This is a genomic window from Pseudomonas sp. EMN2 (assembly GCF_009650555.1).
GTDB lineage: Bacteria > Pseudomonadota > Gammaproteobacteria > Pseudomonadales > Pseudomonadaceae > Aquipseudomonas > Aquipseudomonas sichuanensis.
The window spans coordinates 11,610-31,736 of record NZ_VZZR01000088.1 but is presented as its reverse complement, the minus strand read 5'-3'; the positions used below and the strand labels follow the sequence as shown (position 1 = coordinate 31,736).

General features: G+C 64.9%; 21 protein-coding genes and 1 pseudogene. 3 read left to right on the top strand and 19 right to left on the bottom strand.

Annotated elements, in window-relative coordinates; translation table 11 throughout:
• The 6 genes and pseudogenes from F6X61_RS22385 to ccmA form a co-directional block, all read right to left on the bottom strand.
• Window positions 1-243 (bottom strand): annotated as a pseudogene (locus F6X61_RS22385) (heme lyase NrfEFG subunit NrfE); the annotation flags it as partial.
• Window positions 244-254: 11 nt separating this feature from the next.
• Complete coding sequence (ccmE, locus tag F6X61_RS22380) at window positions 255-698, bottom strand: cytochrome c maturation protein CcmE (RefSeq protein WP_110995284.1); 444 nt, start codon at window positions 696-698, stop codon at window positions 255-257.
• A complete protein-coding gene (gene ccmD, locus F6X61_RS22375; protein ID WP_110995283.1) occupies window positions 695-871 on the bottom strand; it encodes a heme exporter protein CcmD in 177 nt (58 codons plus the stop codon). The genes ccmE and ccmD overlap by 4 nt, the downstream gene beginning before the upstream one ends.
• Entirely contained in the window at window positions 868-1,635 is a 768-nt protein-coding gene (locus tag F6X61_RS22370) for a heme ABC transporter permease (RefSeq protein WP_153788585.1), read from the bottom strand. The genes ccmD and F6X61_RS22370 overlap by 4 nt, the downstream gene beginning before the upstream one ends.
• A gap of 46 nt (window positions 1,636-1,681) precedes the next feature.
• On the bottom strand, window positions 1,682-2,350 hold the full coding sequence (ccmB, locus tag F6X61_RS22365) for a heme exporter protein CcmB (RefSeq protein WP_110995309.1): 669 nt from the start codon (window positions 2,348-2,350) through the stop codon (window positions 1,682-1,684).
• Window positions 2,347-2,979 (bottom strand): cytochrome c biogenesis heme-transporting ATPase CcmA, encoded by a 633-nt coding sequence (gene ccmA / locus F6X61_RS22360; protein WP_153788584.1) that lies wholly within the window; start codon window positions 2,977-2,979, stop codon window positions 2,347-2,349. Before ccmA ends, ccmB begins: the two co-directional genes overlap by 4 nt.
• 245 nt (window positions 2,980-3,224) lie before the next feature.
• Between ccmA and F6X61_RS22355 the strand changes: the two genes are divergently transcribed.
• The 3 genes from F6X61_RS22355 (at window position 3,225) to F6X61_RS22345 (ending at window position 7,959) form a co-directional block, all read left to right on the top strand.
• Window positions 3,225-4,799 (top strand): flagellar hook-length control protein FliK, encoded by a 1,575-nt coding sequence (locus F6X61_RS22355; protein ID WP_153788583.1) that lies wholly within the window; start codon window positions 3,225-3,227, stop codon window positions 4,797-4,799.
• Window positions 4,796-5,134 (top strand): EscU/YscU/HrcU family type III secretion system export apparatus switch protein, encoded by a 339-nt coding sequence (locus F6X61_RS22350; RefSeq protein WP_153788582.1) that lies wholly within the window; start codon window positions 4,796-4,798, stop codon window positions 5,132-5,134. The genes F6X61_RS22355 and F6X61_RS22350 overlap by 4 nt, the downstream gene beginning before the upstream one ends.
• Window positions 5,135-5,205: 71 nt before the next feature.
• Window positions 5,206-7,959, top strand: coding sequence for a dermonecrotic toxin domain-containing protein (locus tag F6X61_RS22345; protein WP_153788581.1), 2,754 nt, complete (start codon window positions 5,206-5,208; stop codon window positions 7,957-7,959).
• Between the two features lie 53 nt (window positions 7,960-8,012).
• On the opposite strand, the gene F6X61_RS22340 is transcribed toward F6X61_RS22345, so the two are convergent.
• From F6X61_RS22340 to flhF, 13 genes are all read right to left on the bottom strand, one after another.
• Window positions 8,013-8,408, bottom strand: a complete 396-nt coding sequence (locus F6X61_RS22340) for a DUF2802 domain-containing protein (protein ID WP_153788580.1) — start codon at window positions 8,406-8,408, stop codon at window positions 8,013-8,015.
• A gap of 1 nt (window position 8,409) precedes the next feature.
• Window positions 8,410-8,889 (bottom strand): chemotaxis protein CheW, encoded by a 480-nt coding sequence (locus F6X61_RS22335; protein ID WP_110995276.1) that lies wholly within the window; start codon window positions 8,887-8,889, stop codon window positions 8,410-8,412.
• Between the two features lie 67 nt (window positions 8,890-8,956).
• On the bottom strand, window positions 8,957-9,856 hold the full coding sequence (locus tag F6X61_RS22330) for a CheW domain-containing protein (RefSeq protein WP_153788579.1): 900 nt from the start codon (window positions 9,854-9,856) through the stop codon (window positions 8,957-8,959).
• Window positions 9,856-10,644: a ParA family protein gene (locus tag F6X61_RS22325; RefSeq protein WP_110995274.1), complete on the bottom strand. Its 789-nt coding sequence runs from the start codon at window positions 10,642-10,644 to the stop codon at window positions 9,856-9,858. Before F6X61_RS22325 ends, F6X61_RS22330 begins: the two co-directional genes overlap by 1 nt.
• 178 nt (window positions 10,645-10,822) lie before the next feature.
• A complete protein-coding gene (gene motD, locus F6X61_RS22320; protein WP_153788578.1) occupies window positions 10,823-11,680 on the bottom strand; it encodes a flagellar motor protein MotD in 858 nt (285 codons plus the stop codon).
• A 3-nt stretch (window positions 11,681-11,683) separates the two neighbouring features.
• Entirely contained in the window at window positions 11,684-12,424 is a 741-nt protein-coding gene (locus F6X61_RS22315) for a flagellar motor protein (protein ID WP_153788577.1), read from the bottom strand.
• Window positions 12,424-13,548, bottom strand: a complete 1,125-nt coding sequence (locus F6X61_RS22310; protein ID WP_153788576.1) for a chemotaxis response regulator protein-glutamate methylesterase — start codon at window positions 13,546-13,548, stop codon at window positions 12,424-12,426. Before F6X61_RS22310 ends, F6X61_RS22315 begins: the two co-directional genes overlap by 1 nt.
• 45 nt (window positions 13,549-13,593) lie before the next feature.
• A complete protein-coding gene (locus F6X61_RS22305; protein ID WP_153788575.1) occupies window positions 13,594-15,828 on the bottom strand; it encodes a chemotaxis protein CheA in 2,235 nt (744 codons plus the stop codon).
• 12 nt (window positions 15,829-15,840) lie between these two features.
• Complete coding sequence (locus F6X61_RS22300; protein ID WP_110995269.1) at window positions 15,841-16,629, bottom strand: protein phosphatase CheZ; 789 nt, start codon at window positions 16,627-16,629, stop codon at window positions 15,841-15,843.
• Between the two features lie 18 nt (window positions 16,630-16,647).
• Window positions 16,648-17,022, bottom strand: a complete 375-nt coding sequence (locus F6X61_RS22295; RefSeq protein WP_178125875.1) for a chemotaxis response regulator CheY — start codon at window positions 17,020-17,022, stop codon at window positions 16,648-16,650.
• 103 nt (window positions 17,023-17,125) lie between these two features.
• Window positions 17,126-17,866, bottom strand: a complete 741-nt coding sequence (gene fliA / locus F6X61_RS22290) for an RNA polymerase sigma factor FliA (RefSeq protein ID WP_110995267.1) — start codon at window positions 17,864-17,866, stop codon at window positions 17,126-17,128.
• Window positions 17,863-18,696 carry a flagellar synthesis regulator FleN gene (fleN, locus tag F6X61_RS22285; RefSeq protein WP_008093270.1) on the bottom strand — a complete coding sequence of 278 codons (834 nt, stop codon included), beginning with the start codon at window positions 18,694-18,696 and terminating at the stop codon, window positions 17,863-17,865. The genes fliA and fleN overlap by 4 nt, the downstream gene beginning before the upstream one ends.
• Before the next feature lie 114 nt (window positions 18,697-18,810).
• Window positions 18,811-20,121: a flagellar biosynthesis protein FlhF gene (gene flhF / locus F6X61_RS22280; RefSeq protein WP_153788574.1), complete on the bottom strand. Its 1,311-nt coding sequence runs from the start codon at window positions 20,119-20,121 to the stop codon at window positions 18,811-18,813.
• Window positions 20,122-20,127 lie beyond the last annotated feature (6 nt).

Below are 20,127 nucleotides of genomic sequence, written 5' to 3'. Positions count from 1 at the left end.
CCAGGGCAAGGCGCTGTTGGAGTTGCTGGCCACATAGGCGACCGAGAAGTTGTCGGTCATGAAGGCGTGGGTCAGGCAGGCGAAGGCAAAGGCGAGGAAGGCAAATTGCCCCCAGGCTGCCGGGCGCGCCAGGCTCATCCACAGGCTGTCGCCGCGCCAGGCGCCGAGCAACGGCACCGTGGCCTGCACGGCAGCGAAGCAGATCGCCAGGATCATCGCCAACTGGCCGAGTTCGGGGATCACCAGGGCCGCGTTCATGGCTTGGCCTCCGCCTGGCCGCTTTCTTTCAGGGCCTTGCTGACTTCCGGCGGCATGTATTTCTCGTCGTGCTTGGCCAGCACCTCGTCAGCCACCACCACGCCGTCGGCATTGAGCTTGCCCAGCGCGACGATGCCCTGCCCTTCGCGGAACAGGTCGGGGAGGATGCCGCGGTAGGTGATCGGCACGGACTTGGCGTAGTCGGTGACCACGAAGCGCACGTCCAGCGAGTCCGCCGAGCGCTGCACCGAGCCCTTCTCGACCATGCCGCCGGCGCGGATGCGGGTGTCCAGCGGCGCTTCGCCGTTGGCGATCTGGGTAGGGGTATAGAACAGGTTGATGTTCTGCTGCAGGGCACTCAGGGCAAAGCCCACGGCCACGCCGACACCGGCCAGCAGGCCGAGGATGATGAACAGGCGTTTCTTGCGCTGCGGATTCACGGTTTGCTCTCCCGGCGCAGACGGCGCGCCTCTTCTTGCAGGTAGCGACGGCGGGCCAGCAGGGGCGCGGCGACATTCAGCGCCAGCACCGCCAGGCAGATGCCGTAGGCCGACCAGACGTACAGGCCATGGTGGCCCATGGCGAGAAAATCATTGAACGAGGCGAAGCTCATCGTGCTGCCTCCCGGCCCAGGCTGTTCATGACCTCATCCTTGACCCAACTGGCGCGGGCTTCGCGCTTGAGCACTTCGAGGCGCATGCGCAGCAACAGCACCACGCCGAAGAAGCAGTAGAAACCCAGCGCCGTGAGCAGCAACGGCAGCCACATTTCCACCGGCATCGCCGGTTTTTCGGTGAGGGTGAAGGTGGCGCCCTGGTGCAGGGTGTTCCACCACTCCACCGAGTACTTGATGATCGGGATGTTGATCACGCCGACGATGGCCAGCACCGCGCAGGCCTTGGCCGCGCTGTCACGGTTACTGATGGCCTGGCCCAGGGCGATGATGCCGAAGTACAGGAACAGCAGGATCAGCATCGAGGTCAGGCGTGCGTCCCACACCCACCAGCTGCCCCAGGTCGGCTTGCCCCAGATGGCGCCGGTGACCAGCGCCACGGCGGTCATCCAGGCGCCGATGGGCGCTGCGCATTGCAGGGCGACGTCGGCCAGTTTCATCTTCCACACCAGCCCCACCACCCCGGCCACCGCCAGCAGCACGTAGCAGGACTGCGCCAGCATCGCCGCCGGCACGTGGATATAGATGATGCGGAAACTATTGCCCTGCTGGTAGTCCTGGGGGGCGAAGGCCAGGCCCCAGGTGATGCCCACCAGCAGCAGCAGGATGGCGGAAACGGTCAGCCACGGCAGCATGCGGCCGCTGATGGCATAGAACCATTTGGGGGAACCCAGCTTGTGGAACCACGTCCAGCTTATTTTCATCAGGGTACATCCAGGGTGTTGGCCAGGCTGCAATGCCCGGAACTCGTTATTCGCCGACGCTGATCTTCAGGCCGGCGGCGATCGCAAAGGGTGCCAGTGTCACCGCCAGGGCCGTCAGGCTGGCAAGCCAGAGCAGGTGGCCGGTGGCGGGCATATTCTGCAACGCCGCCTGCAACGCACCACTGCCCAGGATCAATACAGGGATATACAACGGCAGAATCAGCAACGCCAGCAGCAAACCGCCGCGCTTGAGACCGACCGTCAGCGCCGCCCCCACCGCGCCCAGCAGGCTCAGTACCGGCGTGCCCAGCAACAGCGAAGCGAGCAGCACCGGCAGGCAACTGGCCGGCAGGCCGAGCATCAGCGCCAGCAGTGGCGCCAACAATACCAGCGCCAGGCCGGAAAAGATCCAGTGCGCCAGGACCTTGGCCAGCACAAGCAGCGCCAGTGGGTGCGGCGACAGCACCCACTGCTCCAGCGAGCCGTCCTCGAAGTCGCTGCGAAACAGCCCGTCCAGCGACAGCAACACCGCCAGCAACGCCGCGACCCAGACCAGTCCCGGCGACAAGGTTTGCAACAATTGTGTCTCGGGCCCCACCGCCAGTGGGAACAGCGCGACCACTATGGCAAAGAACACCAGCGGGTTTGCCAGTTCCGCCGGGCGGCGGAACAACAGGCGCGCTTCGCGGCGCAACAGCAAAAGGAATACGCTCATGCCGCCCATTGCCCCAAGTTCAGTTCACGGTAACCGGCAGGCTTTTGCGCCAAGGTGTGGTGGGTGGTCAGTACCACCGTGCCGCCCTGTTCGCAGTGCGCCGCCAGGTGCGCCTCGAGTTGGGCGACGCCCTGCTTGTCGAGGGCGGTGAAGGGTTCGTCGAGAATCCACAGCGGCGGGCTGTCCAGGTACAACCGCGCCAGCGCCACGCGCCGTTGCTGGCCGGCTGACAGGGTGTGGCACGGCACATCCTCGAAACCGCGCAGGCCGACGGCCTCCAGCGCGCGCCAGATGGCTTCGCGGCCCGCCGGCTGGTGCAGCGCGCAGAGCCAGGCGAGGTTTTCTTCGGCGGTGAGCAAGTCCTTGATGCCGGCGGCGTGGCCGATCCAGATAAGGATGCTGGCCAGGGCGTGGCGCTGCTCGGCCAATGGCTGGCCGCCGAGCAGGATCTGCCCGGCGGTGGGCTGCATCAGCCCGGCCAGCAGGCGCAACAGGCTGGTCTTGCCGCTGCCGTTGGGGCCGGCGATCTGCAGCATGTCGCCGGGGCGCAGTTCGAAGTCCAGGTGCTCGAACAGCAGTCGCCAGTCGCGCTCGCAGGCCAGGCCTGCGGCTTGGAGGTGAAGGGTCACGGTTTCGCCTTATTCAGGTTGGGCTCATGATCTGCGCCGTGCGCTTCGCGTGCAAACCCGCTCCCACAAGGACCAACGCAATCCTTGTGGGAACGGGTTTACCCGCGAAGCAGACGACACCGGTCTCGAACCCTGTGTCTCAAGTCGCCCCCTGCCCTGCCGTTATACTGGCAGGCGGGCGGCCGGCATTATTACACGCGCTGCCCCGCTGCCAAGAGGGCGGGTTCGACAGGTTGTATACAATCATGACTGAAATCAATAGTCTCGGCGCACAAACTGTGCCAAACCCCCAGGCGACCAGGGCCGCCATGACCGGCGAACTGCTGCGCCTGCTGCAATCGCAGCCTGGGCTGCTGGCACCGGGCGAGACGGCGCGCGCCGAAGTCATGTCGCTGCGCCAGGTCGGCCAGGACTTCCAGCTGCTGCTGCGCCTGACCCAGACCAACGGCAACCAGACCCAACTGCAGGCCAGCGCCAGCCAGCCACTGCCCCAGGGCAGCCTGATCACCGTCACCCAAACCGACAGCAACCGCCTGGCGGTGCTGGTGCAGCAGGTCAACGCCAACAACATCGCCACCCTCACCCGCCTCGACACCCGCCAGGTGCCGGTCGGCACCTTGCTGCAAGGCAAAGTGCTGACCAGCCAGGCCTTGCCGCAGCCCCCCGGCGAAGCGGCCAGTTTCCGTTCGCTGGTGAGCCTGCTCAACAGCAGCCAGGCCGGTGCCACCCTGACCATCGACAGCCCACGCCCTTTACCGGTCGGCAGCCTGCTCAGCGCCCTGGTGCAAGGCGACCAGTCGCTGCGTTTCGTGCCCTTGAGTGGCCGCCAGGATCAACTGGCGATCGCCCAGCACCTGGTCACCCAGCAAGGGCTGCAGGCGTCACTGCCGGGGCTGCTCAGCGGCCTGCAGCAGATCGCCCGCTCGCCGGACGCCGGTGTCGAACTGCGTGCCAGCGCTGAGCGCCTGCTGGCCAGCCTGCCGGACGCGCGGCAACTGGGCGACCCAAAGCAACTGGCCCAGGCGCTGAACAACAGCGGCGCGTTCCTGGAGACCAAGCTGCTCGGCGGGCTCGCCAGCGGCGTGGCACCCGACCTCAAGGCCCAGCTGGTGCGCCTGATCGCCCAGTTGCCGCCGCCAGCGGCCAGCCCGACACCCAGCCCGATGCTGACCAGCGCCTCCCTGGCCCAGGCACTGCCTGGTTTTGCCCGCAGCGCACTGGGTATGCTCGGCCAAGTCAGCCCACGCCCACAGGCGGGGCCCTTCCCGCTGCCCGTACGCCTGCTGCAGAAGCTGGAGCAAGAAGGCGATCTGCAGCAACTGCTGCGCCTGGCCGCCGGCGCCGTGTCGCGCCTGCAGAGCCACGCGCTGTCCAGCCTGCAGCAATCCGGTCAACTGGAAAACGGCAACCTGCAGACCACCTGGCAGACTGAAATCCCCATTCGCCACGGCCAGGAATTCATCCCCCTGCAGGTCAAGCTGCAACGCGAGGAAACCCCACAACAGCAAGCCGACCGGGAACGCGAACAGCACGAACAGCGTGATCCGATGGCCGCACTATGGCGCATCGAGCTGGCCTTCGACCTGGCCCCCCTTGGCCCTTTGCAAGTTCAGGCTCAACTGTCTCAAGGGCGCCTGTCGGGCCAGCTCTGGGCCGAGCAGGAGCGCACGGCACGGCTGATCGACAGCCAGCTCGGCGCCCTGCGCGAACGCCTGCTGGCCCGCGGCCTCGACGTCGGCGACCTGGAATGTCACCCTGGCACCCCGCCACAGGGCCCACGTACACGCCTGGAACAACGTTGGGTGGACGAGAACGCATGAAGCAGCAACCACCGCGCCAGGCCATTGCCCTGAGCTACGACGGCCAGCAGGCCCCTACCCTGAGTGCCAAGGGCGACGACGAACTGGCCGAAGCCATCCTCGCGCTGGCCCGCGAGCATGAAGTGCCGATCTACGAGAATGCCGAACTGGTACGCCTGCTGGCGCGCCTGGAACTGGGCGAGCAGATCCCCGAAGCGCTGTACCTGACCATCGCCGAGATCATCGCCTTTGCCTGGCAGCTGCGCGGCAAGGTGCCAGTGAACTTCGACGACACCCCACCAGGCGAGCGCGACATCACCCCGCCCGTGCTCGCCCTGCCCGATTCGCAACGGTAATTAAGTAGCGCCCCGCAACTGCCGGCACCTGCCACCTTTGCCGCCCCTCACAACGGCAAAGGTGATCCACCATGGATACTCCCATCGTCAACTCTGCGGGCGTGCAGTTCGTTCGCGACCATCTGGTCCAATTCCCCCGCCCCGACCATGCCGCGGCCGACGCCATCAGGGCCTGGGCCAGCGAGCGCGGTCTGCACCTGGATCCCAACCAGGTCGAGGTAGTGACCCTGCACTACCAGTCCGGCGCCGACTTCGGCTGGGACGGCAAGGTCATGCAGCGCCAAAGCTTGACCCAGGCCTTGCTGTCCAACTGGCAGGGCGAATCGAACAACAACCTGGTCGGCGGCCTGTTCGGCGCGCCTTGGGCGGGCCGCTTTCCCGGCCCCATCCGCCTGGTCGAAACCTTGCGCGAGCGTGAATGGCCCAGCAACGGCGCAGCCTACGAGGTCTTCAACGGGCTGTTCAGGCGCTCGCAACCCCAGGAATACAGCCACAAGACCCTGATCGATATCCCTGCCGAAGACTTCCAGCAATTCGTCTGGAACATGGATTTCCATACAGGCTACAAGGCGATGCTCGACACCTATTGGGCGAAGCATCTGCTCGACTACGGCAACTGCGCACGCATCAACTTCCTTGCGGCCTGCAACAAACAGGCGGCGCAAGGCAGCCTCAGCCGTGCCGGCGTGCACCTCGCCTGGCAGGCAGCCGGGGTGCTGGAGAAACCGGGCAGCGTGCAGACCAGGCCCTTGAACGTGTACGGTTATACCGCGACCGACCTGCTGTGCATCAAGGACCGAGCCAGCGGCCTGACCCTGCTGTATGTGCCGGGCAACGCCTCGCCGCTGCACGAGTTCGCCAGGGAGGAGTTGCTCAAGGACTGGTTCGCCCAGCAGTGCAAGGACCTCGACAAGCGTCAGGCATTGGTCCAGCATTTTGCCCGCGCAGATGCCCCAGACGGCCTCAGCTACAGTGGCCTGGCTACTGCGCTCGATGGCCTGGCGGCCTATCCCCACAGCAACACCCTCAACCCCGAGCGCCCCGGCTTCACCACCGAGGGGCATTGGCCGGCCCAGGACTACGTCAACTACAAGGTCCAGGCGTATAGCCCACTCATCGCGGGCGATTTGTTCCTGGCCTTGGCGCAACGCCACAAGCGGCGCAGCTATCAGGACGCCGACTACATCGTCACCGACCGCAGCGAAGTGCTCAAAGCGCGTTGGCACGGCTACCTGGACTCGGCCATCGGCTACCTGGCGCCGCTGGCGCTAGTGGTTCCTGAGCTGGCGCCATTGTTCGCCCTGGGCGGTGTCGCCCAGTTCGGTCTCGGTCTGGACCAGGCCATCAACGGCAAGCACCAGCAGGAACAGGCCGCAGGTGTCGGCGAGGCCACGTTCGGCCTGCTCAACGCGGCGCCACTGGCCCACGCACTCGCCAACGAGACGCCGCTGCTGTTGCGTATGCGCGATGAACGCTTCGTCATGCCCAGCCGCGTCAACGGCCAGCTCGGCTACCCCATGGGGCCGGTCACGCCGCCGCACTTTCCCGAGGCGCTCGCCGACTACTTCCACTTCCCCGAACCCGTGGCTGCGCTACCCGATGCGGATGAAGTCGTCAGCAGCCGGGTCAGCCGAATCCCGCGCTTCGACGGCACCCCAGACAGCCTGCTTGGCAAAGTCGAGGGCTATATCACTGAGCTGGTCTATGACCTGGAGTTTGATGCGTTCATCCGCGAGGACGAACTCAATCATGTCCACCCAACGTTCTATGTACCGGACCCGTCGGCCGAACAGCTCATCACGGCCGATGTCAGCTTACGCCCGGTCACACACGACATGCGCATGCGCTCCTTGCGCGCCATGGGCGTGAACCTGCGCCTGCCATTCGAGTATCCGCCCGTGGACGCCGGCATGGCATTGCCGATACCCAAGCAAGTCTCCAGCATCTGGGTGGGCGACAAACTGATCAGCCCCACCCTGCTTGGCAACCTTGGCAGCAACGCGCGACGCCTGAAGGACAGCCAGTATGCCTACCGCCTGTTTCTGTCCAATGCCACGCCAAGCGTCTTCGAGGAAAACCTGCGCCTGCTGGCCGAACATGCGCCGCACCTGCAAGTGCTGCCGCTTGAAGAACAACCCTTCTATGCCAACTTCCAGCAGAGTCGCTATTTTGCCCAGTTCCAGGCGGCGATCGACGGCAACGGCGGCGTGGCCACCAACTTCTCCTCGGCTTCGGACGTCTTGCGCTACCCGCTGCTAAACCACGAGGGCGGCCTGTACATGGACGTGGACGATACCTTGCTCGAACCTGGCAAGGCGCCGCATCTGTTCAGGGGTGTTCCGTCAGGCGAGCCCGGCGAAGCTATTGATGACGTCGAGCTGCTCGCCCCGCAGGACGGCCTGGTGCTGTTCCCGCCGGTGTCCAACGAGCAGCTCGGCATGCATTGCCTTTACAACACCACGCCCATCGGCAGCCATCCGGGCAATCCGCTGCTGGAAGCGATTTCCGAGGAAATGCATGGCCGATACGCCGCGGACCCGGACTTCTACAACAGCCGGCCAGACCCACAGCAAGACCCGGAGGCGGCCCATCGGTACGCCACCCGGCTCAACCGGCTGACCGGCCCCGCCATGCTCAACAGCGTGATCGATCGCCATCTTGCCCTGGCGGCAGCACTGCGCCAGGTCACCAACCTGTACGGCATGACTCGGGTGAACGCCGGGCGATTCGTCGATCTTGAGCGATATCGGCAGCTGCAACACCAGTGGCAACCACTGAACCGCGTCATCAGGATCGGCGGCAGCCACTCCTGGGCCACCACCTGAGCATCGCGTCAAGCAAACGGCAAGCAGCTGGGGCCGCTCTGCGGCCCCAGCGATCACTCGCCGCGGTGCAGCATGCTCATCAGTTGTGCTTCAGCCTGGGTCAGGCCGCAGGTCTGCGTCAGCTCCTCGACGCTCGCCCCCATCCCCACCAGCTTGGCCGCCTGGGTGAAGGTCACGCTGTTGGGGTCGCGTTGCTCCAGTTGCTGGAGCTTCTCGGGCAACGGCGCCACCACCGCGCGCAGTTCGTGAATGGCCTCGCCCATGCGCACGGTGCCGTTCTGGTAGTCGTCCAGGCGCTTGGCCAGGTCCTTGATGCGCTGGTCACGCAGCGCATCGCCCTGGGCCTGCTGGGCGGCCAGCTCACGCTGGCGCTTGCTGTAATTGAGGAAGAACCACAGGCTCAGCGCCCACAGCAGCGCCAGGAGGATGACAGCAGCCTCGAAAATCAACTCAGATGCTCTCCAGCTCGGACCACTCTTCCTCGGTCATCATCTTGTCCAGCTCGACCAGGATCAGCAGCTCGCCGTTCTTGTTGCAGACGCCCTGGATGAACTTGGCCGACTCTTCGTTGCCGACGTTCGGCGCGGTCTCGATTTCCGACTGACGCAGGTACACCACTTCAGCGACGCTGTCGACGAGGATGCCGACCACCTGCTTGTCCGCCTCGATGATGACGATGCGGGTATTGTCGGTGATGTCCGAAGGCATCAGGCCAAAGCGCTGGCGGGTGTCGATCACCGTCACCACGTTGCCGCGCAGGTTGATGATGCCCAGCACGTAGCTGGGTGCGCCCGGCACCGGAGCGATCTCGGTGTAGCGCAGCACTTCCTGAACCTGCATGACGTTGATGCCGTAGGACTCATTGTCCAGACGGAAAGTAACCCACTGCAGGATCGGATCTTCGGAACCTTGTGCAGACGACTTCTTCATTCCCCTAGCCCTCTTAATCCGCCCTCGGCGGTGTGCTCTGTATAGCCGCGGCAGTAGCGGCGTTGATTCAGTTGTGTTTGGTGTTCATCTGCTTGACCGCGCCACTGGCGATCAGCTCGGCCAGCTCGGCGACGTCGAGCAACGCGCACATGTGTTCGATCACCGTGCCGGCCAGCCACGGACGCTGGCCGCGCTGGCTGCGCCACTTGATCTCGTTCGGGTCCAGGCGCAATGAACGGCTGACCTGGTGTACCGCCAGCCCCCATTCGTAGCCCTGCACCGAAATCACGTATTGCAGGCCCTGGCGGAAGTCCTCGCGGTAGCGGTCGGGCATGACCCAACGCGCGGTATCGAGGACTTTCAGGTTGCCCGCCTGGCAGCTGAGGATGCCGAGGAACCAGTCCGGCTGGCCGAACAGCGGCGTCAGCTCCTGTCCGGCCAGCGAGTAGATCGAGCCCAGGCATACCAACGGCACCGCCAGGGTAAGGCCGGCGACGTCGAACAGCAGGCATTCGAACGGCTCGGCCGCCCAGGCCGGGCGGCCATCGGCCGTGGCCGGTGGCACAGGCGCGGCGGGTGCCGGCAGGTGCACCTCGACCAGGGGTGCGACCGGCTCGGCGGCCTGGACCTCGGTCAGCAGCGGGATACTGGCTTCAGCCAGCACCTGTTCCTCGACCACACTGACCACGGGCTGGGCCGGCGGCAGGACGGTCGGCAGCACCTTGACCTGCGGTTCGGCAAAAGGCCGCGCTGCTGCGGCTGCCGGCTCGGCCCGGCGGCGGGCGTCAGCGGCCTGTTCTTCGCGAACAGCCGCTTCGAATTCGTCACTGGGCGCCTGGCTGGCCGGCTGCGCGGCTGGCGCAGGCTCCGGCAGCTCGAACGACTCGGTGGCTTCCTGCAGCAGGCCATCCAGGTACGACTGCAGGGCCATTTGCGGTTTGCTGGCGATATGCCGGGCTTGGTTCATCAGGCCACCTGCAGCGCGGAGCGGTAAGTGAGCAGGTGCTTGAGCAGCGCCCGGTAGGCAATGACGCCACGGCTCTTGCCGTCGAACTGCGAGGGCGTGACACCATTGCGGCTGGCATCGCGCAGGCGCGTGTCAACCGGGATATAGCCCTGCCAGACCTGCTCGCCATAGGTGTCGCGCAGCACTTTCAAGGTGCCCAGCGATGCCTGGGTGCGGCGGTCGAACAGGGTCGGGACGATCTGGTAGGGCAGTGCCTGTTTACGCGAACGGTTGACCATGGCCAGGGTCCCGACCATGCGTTCCAGGCCCTTGACCGCGAGGAACTCGGTCTGCACCGGGATCACCAGCTGCTGGCAGGCGGCCAGGGCATTGACCATCAGCACGCCGAGCAAGGGCGGGCTGTCGATCAGGGCGAAGTCGAAGTCCTGCCACAGTTGCGCCAGACTCTTGGCGATCACCAGGCCCAGGCCACTCTGCCCCGGCGACTGGCGCTCCAGCACCGCCAGCGCGGTGCTCGACGGCAGCAGCGAGATACGCTCGTCGCTGGTAGGCAGCAGCAACTGGCCCGGCAGCCCTTCGGGCACCGTGCCTTTATGCAGGAACAGGTCGTAGCAGCTGTGCTCGAGCGCGTCGGGGTTGTGCCCGAAATAGCTGGTCATCGAGCCGTGCGGGTCGAGGTCGACAACGACCACGCGCTTGCCCGCCTCGGCCAGCAGGCCGGCCAGGGCGATGGTGGTGGTGGTCTTGCCAACGCCACCCTTTTGATTGGCTACTGCCCAGACTCTCATAGGACAAATTCTATCTCGTTGATTTGGCGCGAGACTCTGTAGGAGCGGGCTTGACCCGCGAACACCGGCAAAGCCGGTGCCACTACCGCGCAGCCTGTTTCGCGGGACAAGCCCGCTCCTACAGAGGCCGCGCAAGACCACTCACCTGTATGGCCATCAGCGTCGGGGAATTGACGAATCATTGCCCCGTCAGCGTTGCAGGCGTGACTGGTGCACTTTGTGTGCCAGCCCGGCGCAAGGCCGCATCCGGCGTGGCGTTGGCACTGCCGCTGCCGGTCAGGCTGCGACGCACCTCGAGGTTGCGTGAAATCACCAGCACCACCCGGCGGTTGCGCGCGCGCCCTTCGGCAGTGTCGTTGCCGGCCACCGGCTGGTACTCGCCATAGCCCACCGAGGCCATGCGCGCCGGATTGACGCCTTCCATCGCCAGCAGGCGGACGATGCTCGCCGCGCGCGCCGAAGACAGCTCCCAGTTGGTCGGGTACTGCGCCGTGCGGATCGGCAGGTTGTCGGTAAAGCCTTCGACGTGCACCGGGTTGGCGAATGGCTTGAGGATCTTCGCCACTTTTTCGACGATCGAGAAGGCAACATCGCTGGGCATGGCGTCACCGCTGCCGAACAGCAGCGAGGAGTTGAGCTCGATCTCGATCCACAGCTCGTTGCCGCGCACGGTCATCTGGTCGGACTTGATCAGGTCGCCGAACGCATCGCGCACATCGTCGGCAATGCTCTTGAGCGGATCGACACTGGCCTGGGCCAGGCCGGCGTCGGTCTGTTCGCTGTCCTTGACCAGCGGCTCGGCGGGTTTGACCGTGAGCGGGCGCTCATCGCCGATGGGGATCGGCTTCATGCTGCGCTCAGGGTCGTTGAACACCCCGATCAGCGCCTGCGAGATCTGCTTGTACTTGCCCTCGTTGATCGAGGAAATCGAGTACATGACCACGAAAAAGGCGAATAGCAAGGTGATGAAGTCGGCGTACGACACCAGCCAGCGCTCGTGGTTTTCATGTTCCTCGGTATGACGACGACGGGCCATGGGTTACTCCATGAAGCCTTGCAGCTTGAGCTCGATCGAACGCGGGTTCTCGCCTTCGGCGATCGACAGCAGGCCCTCGAGCAGCATCTCGCGGTAACGCGACTGGCGCAGGGTGACGGCCTTGAGCTTGTTGGCGATCGGCAGCAGGATCAGGTTGGCACTGGCGACACCATAAATGGTGGCGACGAACGCCACGGCAATACCGTTACCCAGCTGCGAAGGGTCGGCGAGGTTGCCCATCACGTGGATCAAGCCCATCACCGCACCGATGATACCGATGGTCGGCGCATAGCCGCCCATGCTCTCGAACACCTTGGCCGCCTGGATATCGCGGGCCTCCTGGGTCAGGAAATCCACCTCGAGGACGCTGCGAATGGCTTCCGGTTCGGCACCGTCGACCAGCAGTTGCAAGCCCTTGCGCGCATAGGGGTCGGGCTCGGCATCCGCCACGCCTTCCAGGCCCAGCAGGCCTTCCTTGCGGGCGGTCAGGCTCCAGTTGACGACACGGTCGATACCGCCGGCCAGGTCCACCCGTGGCGGGAAGAAGATCCAGCGCACGATCTGCAGCGCCCGTTTGAACGACGACAGCGGCGACTGCAGCAGCGCCGCCGCCAGGGTGCCGCCCAGCACGATCAGCGCCGCCGGGCCGTTGAGCAGCGCACCGACATGCCCACCCTCGAGGAAGTTACCGCCGACGATGGCGACGAAAGCGAGGATCAGGCCGATCAGGCTCAAGACATCCATCAGACGCACGCCTCGACCAGATGCTTGCCGATCTCGTCCAGGCTGTACACCGCGTCGGCGAGGTTGGCCTTGACGATCGCCATGGGCATGCCATAGATCACGCAGCTGGCTTCATCCTGCGCCCACACGGTGCTGCCGCCCTGCTTGAGCAGGCGCGCACCTTCGCGGCCATCGGCGCCCATGCCGGTGAGCACCACCGACAGCACCTTGTCGCCATAGGACTTGGCGGCGGAGCCAAAGGTGATGTCGACACACGGCTTGTAGTTAAGGCGCTCGTCGCCCGGCAGGATTTTCACCGTGCCACGGCCGTCGACCATCATCTGCTTGCCGCCAGGCGCCAACAGGGCCAGGCCCGGGCGCAGCACGTCGCCGTCCTCGGCTTCCTTGACGCTGATCTTGCACAGCTTGTCCAGGCGCTCGGCGAAGGCCTTGGTAAAGGCCGCCGGCATGTGCTGGATCAGCACGATCGGCGCCGGGAAGTTGGCTGGCAACTGGGTGAGCACACGCTGCAGCGCGACCGGGCCACCGGTGGAGGTGCCGATGGCCACCAGCTTGTAAGGCTTGCGCTTGGGCGCTGGCGAATGAGCCGGCGCTGGCGCGGCAGCGCGCGCCGGTGCCACCGGGCGCGCAGGCGCGGTGCCGGCAAAACTGCTGGCAGGCGTGTGGCTGCTGGCCGGTGCCGGCGCTGCGGCCGGCGCCGGGCTTGCGTAACCGCTGAAACGGCGGTTGCTGCGCGAGATGGTATGGACCTTCTCGCACAGCATCTGCTTGACCTTCTCGGGGTTGCGCGAGATGTCTTCGAAATTCTTGGGGAGGTAATCCACCGCACCAGCATCCAGCGCATCCAGCGTAACGCGGGCGCCTTCATGGGTCAGCGACGAGAACATCAACACCGGCGTCGGGCAGCGCTGCATGATGTGCCGCACCGCAGTGATGCCGTCCATCATGGGCATTTCATAGTCCATGGTGATGACATCGGGCTTGAGCGACAGCGCCTGGTCGATAGCTTCCTTGCCATTGGTCGCGGTGCCCACGACCTGGATCGTCGGGTCGGCCGAGAGAATTTCCGAGACACGGCGGCGGAAGAAACCGGAATCATCCACCACCAGGACCTTGACTGCCATAAACACTCCATTAGGTGGCGCACCCGCCAGGGCGCGCCACCGAAATCAAATACGCCGGGCGGCGTAACGCTTGAGCATGCTCGGAACGTCGAGGATCAACGCGATACGACCGTCACCGGTGATGGTGGCGCCGGACATGCCCGGGGTGCCCTGCAGCATCTTGCCCAGCGGCTTGATCACCACTTCTTCCTGCCCCACCAACTGGTCGACCACGAAGCCGATGCGCTGGGTACCCACCGACAGAATCACCACGTGGCCTTCGTGCTGCTCCTCGTGCGCCTGGTCCTGGACCAGCCAGCGCTTGAGGTAGAACAGCGGCAGCGCCTTGTCGCGGACGATCACCACTTCCTGGCCGTCGACCACGTTGGTGCGCGACAGGTCGAGGTGGAAGATCTCGTTGACGTTGACCAGCGGGAAGGCGAACGCCTGGTTGGCCAGCATCACCATCAAGGTCGGCATGATCGCCAGGGTCAGCGGCACCTTGATGACGATCTTCGAGCCCTGGCCCTTGGCCGAGAAGATGTTGATCGAGCCGTTGAGCTGGGAAATCTTGGTCTTCACCACGTCCATGCCGACACCGCGGCCGGACACGTCGGAGATCTCGGTCTTGGTCGAGAAGCCCGGGGCGAAGATCAGGTTGTAGCAGTCCGACTCGCTCAGGCGGTCGGCGGCGTCCTTGTCCATCAGGCCCTTCTCGACGGCCTTGGCCCGCAGCACGCTCGGGTCCATGCCCTTGCCGTCGTCGGAGATCGACAGCAGGATGTGGTCGCCTTCCTGTTCCGCCGACAGCACCACGCGACCGGTACGGGCCTTGCCCGAAGCTTCGCGCTCGTCGGGCATCTCGACACCATGGTCGACGGCGTTGCGCACCAAGTGCACCAGCGGGTCGGCCAGGGCCTCGACGAGGTTCTTGTCGAGGTCGGTCTCTTCACCGACCAGTTCCAGGTTGATCTCTTTCTTGAGCTGACGCGCCAGGTCACGGACCAGGCGCGGGAAGCGACCGAAGACCTTCTTGATCGGCTGCATGCGGGTCTTCATGACCGCGGTCTGCAGGTCGGCGGTGACCACGTCGAGGTTGGACACGGCCTTGGACATGGCCTCGTCGCCGCTGTTCAGGCCCAGGCGCACCAGGCGGTTACGCACCAGCACCAGTTCGCCGACCATGTTCATGATCTCGTCCAGGCGCGCAGTGTCGACCCGCACCGTGGTTTCCGCTTCGCTGGCGCCGTGCTTCTCGGCGGCCGGTGCCGGGGCACGGGCGGGAGCCGCTGCAGCCGGTTTGGCGGCAGCAGCCGGGGCCGGTGCGGCAGCTGGCGCAGGAGCAGGTGCCGGCTTGGCCACAGGCTTTGCTTCTGCCTTTGGCGCGGCCGCCACAGCGGCAGCGGGTGCCTCGGCAACTACCGCATCGCCGGAGAACTTGCCCTTGCCATGCAACTGGTCCAGCAGCGCTTCGAATTCATGCTCGCTGATGTCATCGCCCGCAGCAGCAGGCGCGGCACTTGCAGCCGGCGCGGCAGCGCCCGGCAGCGCATCGACGGCGAAGGTGCCCTTGCCGTGCAACTGGTCAAGCAACGACTCGAACTCGTCGTCGGTAATCTCGTCGCTGGCTGCAGCGGGCGCGGCAGTTGCCGGCTCGCTGGCCGCCACTTCGCTCGAAAACTGGCCTTTGCCGTGCAACTGGTCGAGCAGGTTCTCGAACTCGGCGTCGGTGATCTCGTCACCGCCGGTGACCGGCGCCTCGCCTTGCATCTGCTCATCCAGCTCGGCCTCGGCCTTGACCGCATCGAGCGAGTTGAGCAGTTGCTCGAACTCGGTATCGGTGATGTCCGGCTCGGCGCTGGCCTCGACCACTGGCTCGGCCTCGACCACGGCGGCTGGCGCCTGGGCGGCGCCCGGTTCGGCCAGGCGCGACAGCGCCGCCAGCAGCTCCGGGGTGGCCGGGGTGACATCGGTGCGCTCACGCACCTGGCCGAACATGCTGTTGACCGTGTCGAGCGCTTCGAGCACCACATCCATCAGTTCCGCGTCGACCCGGCGCTCACCTTTGCGCAGGATGTCGAACACGTTTTCGGCGATGTGGCAGCACTCCACCAGTTCGTTGAGCTGAAGGAAGCCGGCGCCCCCTTTTACAGTGTGGAAACCGCGGAAAATCGCATTGAGCAGGTCCGCGTCATCGGGCCGGCTTTCCAGCTCGACCAGTTGCTCGGACAACAACTCGAGGATTTCGCCGGCCTCTACCAGGAAATCCTGGAGGATTTCTTCATCGGCGCCGAAGCTCATTAAACGTGCTCCTTAAAAACCCAGGCTGGACAGCAGATCATCGACATCGTCCTGACCGGACACGACGTCTTCACGCTTATCGGCATGAATCTGCGGACCTTCACCCCGAGTCGGATGTTTTTCTTCATCTTTTTCAGCGCGCAGCTGCTGGTGGTCATGTTCGATACCGGCGAAGCGGTCGACCTGGCTGGCCATCAGCACGAGCTTGAGCAGATTGCTTTCTACTTCGGTGACCAGCGCGGTAACCCGCTTGATCACCTGGCCGGTCAGGTCCTGATAGTCCTGAGCCAGCAAGATATCGTTGAGATGCCCGGCGACCTTGCGGTTACCTTCGGCACTGTGCGTCAGGAAACTGTCGACACGCTTGACCAGCTCACGGAATTCCGGCGCCGCCACTTCGCGGCGCATGAAGCGCTGCCAGTCGGCGGACAGGTCCTGGGCTTCGCTGGCCAGGCTGTTGAGCACCGGCGTGCTCTCCTCCACCAGGTCCATGGTGCGGTTGGCCGCGCCTTCGGTGAGGCGCACCACGTAGGAAAGGCGCTCGGTGGCATCGGTGATCTGCGAGACCTCCTCGGCCTGCGGCATCGCCGGGTCGATCTGGAAACTGACGATCGCACTGTGCAGTTCACGGGTGAGTTTGCCGACTTCCTGATACAAGCCACGGTCGCGGGTCTGGTTCAGCTGATGAATCAGCTGCACCGCATCGCCGAACCGGCCGCGCTCGAGGCTCTCGACCAGTTCCTGGGCATGTTTTTTCAGGGTTGATTCGAACTCACCCAGCGAGTTGTTGGTTGACTCCATGGCGCCCCCTGAGGTGACTCAGCCGTTGACGCGTTCGAAGATCTTCTCGATCTTTTCTTTGAGCACCTGGGCGGTGAAAGGCTTGACCACATAGCCGTTTACCCCGGCCTGGGCCGCTTCGATGATCTGCTCACGCTTGGCTTCGGCGGTCACCATCAGCACCGGCAGGTGCTTCAGACGCTCGTCGGCGCGGACTTTGCGCAGCAGTTCGATACCGGACATGCCCGGCATGTTCCAGTCGGTCACCAGAAAATCGAAGTGGCCGCTTTCCAGCATCGGCAACGCGGTGTTGCCGTCGTCAGCTTCCGAGGTATTGGTGAACCCCAGATCACGCAACAGGTTCTTGATGATCCGCCGCATCGTCGAAAAGTCGTCAACGATGAGGATTTTCATGTCTTTGTTCAAGTAGACCTCCAAGCAGTCTTAAACGCGCTCGGCGCCGAGCGCGCAGTCAATCAATTCGGTAGAGCAAAAAACGACTGCATCGAACCCGGGCTCAACGTGCCCGCCATTCCCCCAGGCGGCCGCGCAAACGCGCCGCGCACTGGCTATGCAACTGGCTGACACGCGACTCGCTGACCCCCAGCACCTCACCGATTTCCTTGAGGTTCAGCTCTTCGTCGTAGTACAGCGCGAGCACCAGGCGCTCACGCTCCGGCAGGTTGGCGATCGCCTCGGCCAGGGCGCGCTGGAAGCGCTCGTCTTCCAGATCACGCGATGGCTCCAGCTGGCCGCTGGCCCCGTCCTCGTGCAAGCCTTCGTGTTCACCGTCCTGCAACAGGTCGTCAAAACTGAACAGGCGGCTGCCCAAGGTATCGTTCAGAATCCCGTAGTAATCATCGAGACTCAATTGGAGTTCGGCAGCAACCTCGTGATCTTTAGCGTCGCGACCGGTTCTTGCTTCAACCGAGCGCATTGCGTCACTGACCATGCGCGTATTGCGGTGTACCGAACGGGGTGCCCAATCCCCCTTGCGCACCTCGTCGAGCATGGCGCCGCGGATGCGGATGCCAGCATAGGTCTCGAAGCTCGCGCCCTTGCTGGCGTCGTACTTGTTGGCGACTTCCAGCAGGCCGATCATGCCGGCCTGGATCAGGTCCTCGACCTGCACGTTGGCCGGCAGGCGCGCCAGCAGGTGGTAGGCGATGCGCTTGACCAGCGGCGCGTAGCGCTCTACCAGCTCGTACTGGGCGTCCTTCGACGCCTTGCTGTACATCTTGAAGCCGCTCGCACTCATAGCACTGGCCCCGCGCTGGTGGGCTGCACCAGACGCTCGACGAAAAACTCCAGGTGCCCGCGCGGGTTGGCTGGCAGCGGCCAGCTGTCGACCTTCTGCGCGATGGCCTTGAAGGCCAGCGCACACTTGGACCGAGGGAAGGCCTCATAGACCGCCCGCTGCTTCTGCACCGCCTTGCGCACACATTCGTCGTAAGGCACGGCGCCGACGTATTGTAGGGCGACGTCGAGGAAGCGATCCGTGACCTTGGTCAACTTGGCGAACAGGTTGCGCCCTTCCTGCGGGCTCTGCGCCATGTTGGCCAGCACGCGGAAGCGGTTCATGCCGTAGTCGCGGTTGAGCAGCTTGATCAGGGCGTAGGCATCGGTGATCGAGGTGGGCTCGTCACAGACCACCAGCAACACCTCTTGCGCGGCCCGCACGAAGCTGACCACCGACTCACCGATACCGGCGGCGGTGTCGATCACCAGCACATCGAGGTTGTCGCCGATTTCACTGAACGCCTGGATCAGGCCGGCGTGCTGGGCCGGCGCCAGGTGCACCATGCTCTGGGTGCCCGAGGCAGCCGGCACGATGCGTACCCCGCCCGGCCCCTGCAGCAGCACATCACGCAGCTCGCAACGGCCTTCGATGACGTCGGCCAGGGTGCGCTTGGGCGTCAGGCCCAGCAGTACGTCAACATTGGCCAGGCCCAGGTCGGCGTCGAGCAGCATGACCCGGCGGCCGAGCTCGGCCAGCGCCAGGGACAGGTTCACTGAAACGTTGGTCTTGCCGACGCCACCTTTGCCACCAGTGACGGCGATCACCTGTACGGGATGCATGCTACCCATGTCTGTTGGTTACCTTGTCTTGCTTGGACCCAGGCCACATGAGGGGCTTGATGCTCAGCGCCGCGGCCAGGCCGGGCAACCCCATGATGTAGGTACTTTGCACAGTGTTCACCTTTACCCCGCCCGCTTGCCGGGGTTGTGGTAGAGATCAGCGAACATGTCGGCCATGGCCTCTTCGCTGGGCTCGTCCTGCATCTGTACGCTCACCGCGCGGCTCACCAGCTGGTGTTTGCGCGGCAATTGCAGGTCATCCGGAATACGTGGCCCGTCGGTCAGGTAGGCAATCGGCAACTCGTGGCCGATGGCCAGGCTCAGCACTTCACCGAGGCAGGCGGTTTCATCGAGCTTGGTCAGGATGCAACCGGCCAGGCCACAGCGCTTGTAGCTGTGGTAAGCGGCGGTGAGCACCTGTTTCTGGCTGGTGGTGGCCAGTACCAGATAGTTCTTCGAGGCGATGCCGCGCCCGGCCAGCGTCTCCAGCTGCATGCGCAGCGCCGGGTCGCTGGCCTGAAGGCCCGCGGTATCGATCAGCACCACGCGCTTGCGCAGCAGCGGCTCGAGCGCCTGGGCCAGGGACTCACCCGGGTCGACGTAGGTGACCGGCACATTGAGGATGCGCCCCAGGGTTTTCAGCTGTTCCTGGGCGCCGATGCGGAAGCTGTCCATGCTCACCAGGGCGATATTGCTCGCGCCGTACTTGAGCACATAGCGTGCGGCCAGTTTCGCCAAGGTAGTGGTCTTGCCCATGCCGGCCGGGCCGACCATGGCGATCACCCCACCCTCCTCGATCGGCTCGACCTCGGGCACGTCGATCATCCGCGCCAGGTGCGCCAGGACCATGCGCCAGGCGTGGCGCGGCTCTTCGATTTCGGCGGTCAGCTCCAGCAACTCGCGGGCCAGCCCGCCCGACAAGCCCAGGCGCTGCAGGCGGCGCCAGAGGTTGGCCTGCTGTGGCTTGTTGCCTTGCAACTGGCTCCAGGCCAGCGAACCAAGCTGCACTTCGAGCAGCTCGCGCAGGCCGGTGAGCTCCGAGCGCATGGCGTCGAACAGGCGCGGATCGACCGGCGCGACAGCCGGTGCGGCAGGTGCCGCCGGCGCGTCGACATGCGGTTCGACCAGCGGTTCGGATGCGGTCAGCGACTGGCCGGCGAACAACTGCCGGTTACCCTCGCCGATTTCGCTGCGCCCGCTGATTTCAGCCTGGGCGGTGACGATGCGCGACTGGGTCTTGCGCAACTCGTCCTCGAGCTCGGCATTCGGCACGCGTGGGGCCAGGGCGGACAGCTTGTAGTCCAGCGCGGCCGTCAACTCGACACCGCCAGCGATGCGCCGGTTGCCGATGATGGCGGCATCGGAGCCAAGCTCATCACGAACCAGCTTCATGGCCTGACGCATATCGGCGGCGAAAAAACGCTTAACTTGCATAACCCA